General features: G+C 47.3%; 4 protein-coding genes. 2 read left to right on the top strand and 2 right to left on the bottom strand.

All coding sequences use genetic code 11. The features are described from left to right. Positions 1-683 (top strand): AraC family transcriptional regulator (locus B3O33_RS02285; protein WP_292362844.1); only part of this gene is annotated, 683 nt, incomplete at its 5' end. A gap of 10 nt (positions 684-693) precedes the next feature. Here B3O33_RS02285 and B3O33_RS02290 read toward each other — a convergent pair. Together B3O33_RS02290 and B3O33_RS02295 are read right to left on the bottom strand one after the other, a co-directional pair. Beyond that, positions 694-1,155 carry a hypothetical protein gene (locus tag B3O33_RS02290; protein ID WP_292359091.1) on the bottom strand — a complete coding sequence of 154 codons (462 nt, stop codon included), beginning with the start codon at positions 1,153-1,155 and terminating at the stop codon, positions 694-696. 318 nt (positions 1,156-1,473) lie between these two features. Further along, positions 1,474-1,791, bottom strand: coding sequence for an HPF/RaiA family ribosome-associated protein (locus B3O33_RS02295; RefSeq protein ID WP_292357519.1), 318 nt, complete (start codon positions 1,789-1,791; stop codon positions 1,474-1,476). A 193-nt stretch (positions 1,792-1,984) separates the two neighbouring features. On the opposite strand from B3O33_RS02295, the gene B3O33_RS02300 reads away from it, so the two are divergent. Continuing rightward, positions 1,985-3,307 carry a PQQ-dependent sugar dehydrogenase gene (locus B3O33_RS02300; RefSeq protein ID WP_292359093.1) on the top strand — a complete coding sequence of 441 codons (1,323 nt, stop codon included), beginning with the start codon at positions 1,985-1,987 and terminating at the stop codon, positions 3,305-3,307. The last annotated feature ends 7 nt before the right edge of the window (positions 3,308-3,314 follow it).

Raw genomic sequence — 3,314 nt, forward strand, 5'->3', positions numbered from 1 at the left:
AGTATCTGGTGGCCTCTGTCGATTTGCCGGTGATTGGTCAGGTGATAGAAGCGAGTAAAGACAAACCCTATCTATGTCTGCAGATTGAGTTGGATCTGCATCAACTTACCGAATTAATGGCGCAGACCCGTTTGCCGTTTAAAAACAAAATGCCAAGCCAGCGTGGCATTTTTGTCGGCGATGTGGATGCGTTACTGGGGGACGGCGTATTACGACTTGCCCGGTTATTGGAAGCCCCACAGGATATTGCGTTATTAGCACCCATGATTAAACGCGAAATTCATTACCGGCTACTCAACGGCCAATATGGCGATGTCATCGCTCAAATGGCCCAAACCGGTAGCCACATGCAACGAATTTCAGAGGCGATTCAAATTCTAAAAGCCAATTACGATCAGCCAATCAAAATTGAGGATCTGGCTACCCAGGTGGGCATGAGTATTTCGTCTTTTCATAGCCACTTCAAAGCGGTCACCGCAATGAGTCCGTTGCAATATCAAAAACGATTCAGGCTGCTTGAAGCACGAAAAATCATGATGACGGAGACGCAGGATGCTGCCAGCACGGCTTACCGGGTGGGGTATGAAAGTCCATCACAATTCAGTCGTGAATATGTACGAATGTTTGGCCATCCACCCAAACGCGATATGAGTATGTTGCTACAGCAGCAGTCTATTGCGTGACTATGCAAACTTAGCTTAACGCCTGACAATCTGCAGCCACTACCTCAATACGTCCGACATCTTCACTGTTCTTGTCTGAATAGACATAAACAATTTTTGCACCCGCCTGCAGCACTGGCTGCATTTCCGCATTCTTACAAAGACTTGAGAGCAGTTTTGGTTTGATCTTCTCAAGCACAGTGGCTGGCTCGACTTCGGCAACCGACACCGTAGTCAGGGTATAAAAATAGGTAATCATATCGCCGGGGCCCGCTAATGCTTTTTCCAATCGGGTTTGATCATCAATTTTGATCGGTGCTTGGGCATTAATGAAAACTTCAGCTTCCATAAAGCCTTCTTCAATAGACTGCAATTCAGATAATTGCCGTTTACTGTCAGTTGCCGATGATGGAGCGTCTCGATTATTGAAAACGATTGCCAGAATGATAACGAGCGGTATCAAGCCGATGGCTAAAAGTAACTTCTTATTCATTATGCTGCCTGGGTTTTAATGGAAAGTTGAGGAACAATGTGGGATCAAGCATACCGATGGCTTGGTGAAAAACACAATAATCTGTTTTGAAATTGATTTCCCTATGGCCTCATAAGGATCGCTTCAATTAATGAGATTTATTCTGTGCGCCGAAAGCATTTTATATTCTGCACAAGCCTTATTCCGTTGCGTCGCATATTCTGGATTTCGGGTTTATCTGACCTTTAGAGTGAGCATTAAGGACACCTTAATCACGCTCCCGCGCGAGAATGGGTGATTCCCACGGAGGATCGTGGGAACCAGCATTTGGTGTTGATGTTAGCGTGATTGCATACGCTCAATGGTGGTGGTCAAGACACGTTTCATTTTATCGGTCGCACCGGTAAAGGCTTGTTTGATGGTCGCGGCATCATGGGTGACCACATTGGGTTGGTGACCTTCTATGCGGGCTTCGATCAGACAACGGATATCATCAGCACCACCCCGGTTTTCACTGTTTTGATCACTTAAATGTACTTCGACACGCGTGACGTGTTCATCGAATCGTTTGAGAGAATGTTGTAGTTCCTCACGAATAGAGTCGGTGAGCGTGTCATCGCCTGGAATGTGGCGATCGGTATTAACCTGAATTTGCATGCAACCTCCATTGAGTGAAATAAAACTTTGCCATACTGTGACAATCACAATTATTAAACATTCCGCTGTCTCAACTGGAATGACCAAATCACTATAAAGGCAATTTCTTCAACATCTTTTAACGCAAAGCAAGCCGAACGTTAGCTGAACCTTGTTAGACTCAGGTATTGATTCTTTATTCAGGAGCACAGATATGCAGCATCCATCTATCGTCGGCGCATTTATTGGGGTTTTGGCCGTGAGCCTGACTGGCTGTGGTGATAGGGCCAAAATCCCTCCACAAGCTGATTATGGGCCTGAGCCAACCTTGGTTGCACCTAAACAGGCTTTGATACCCACCGTGAAAATTGCACCGGCCAAAGGCTGGCCGATTGATGGTGAGCCGATTGCTGCAGAGGGCTTGCAGGTCAACCGTTTTGCAATGGATTTGGATCATCCGCGGTGGCTTTATGTGTTGCCAAACGGCGATGTATTGGTGGCGGAGTCCAATGCCCCTGAGAGCGAAAAGCCAAATGCAGGTATTAAAGACTGGATAAAAGGCCTGGTGATGAAACGGGCAGGGGCGGCAGTGCCCAGTGCGGACCGGATTACTTTATTACGTGACGAAGATGGCGATGGCGTAGCTGAAACCCGTCATGTATTTCTCGAAGATTTGCGTTCTCCATTTGGCATGGCGCTGATTGGCAATGATTTTTATGTTGCCAATGCCGATGCCATTGTGCGTTTCCCTTACGAAGAAGGGCAGACACAGATCACCGCCGAACCTCAGCATATCGCGGATTTACCCGGCGGGCCGATTAATCATCACTGGACCAAGAATATTATTGCCAATGATGAGGGCACATTGCTTTATGCCACCGTTGGGTCTAATAGCAATATTGGCGAAAACGGTATGGAAAACGAAGAAAACCGTGCTGCGATTCTGGAAGTGAATCCCGATACGGGCGATAAAAGACTGTTTGCTTCCGGTCTGCGTAATCCAAATGGTTTAGCGTGGCAGCCTCAAAGTGGTGAGCTTTGGACAACTGTTAATGAACGCGATGAAATCGGTAGTGATCTGGTGCCGGACTATATGACGTCGGTACAGGATGGCGGCTTTTATGGTTGGCCTTATAGCTATTACGGTCAAATCGTCGATACACGTGTCGAGCCCCCCAGACCGGATTTAGTCGAAAAAGCCATTAAGCCCGATTATGCCCTGGGCGCGCATACAGCTTCATTGGGGCTGGCTTTTTATCAGGCGGATTTGCTTGGTGCTCAATATCAAAACGGCGCATTTGTCGGGCAGCATGGCTCATGGAATCGAAAACCGTTAAGTGGTTACAAAGTGATCTTTGTACCGTTTAAAGAGGGTGAACCTGACGGTATGCCGCAGGATATTCTGACTGGATTTGTAGACGGTAATGGCGATGCCATGGGGCGTCCGGTAGGTGTTGTAGTGGATAAACAGGGCGGCATCTTAGTCGCAGATGATGTCGGTAATATCGTATGGCGGGTGAGTCCGAAAGCGGATTAATACTGGC

Source organism: Methylophaga sp. UBA1464, assembly GCF_002325665.1.
Taxonomy (GTDB): Bacteria; Pseudomonadota; Gammaproteobacteria; order Nitrosococcales; family Methylophagaceae; genus Methylophaga.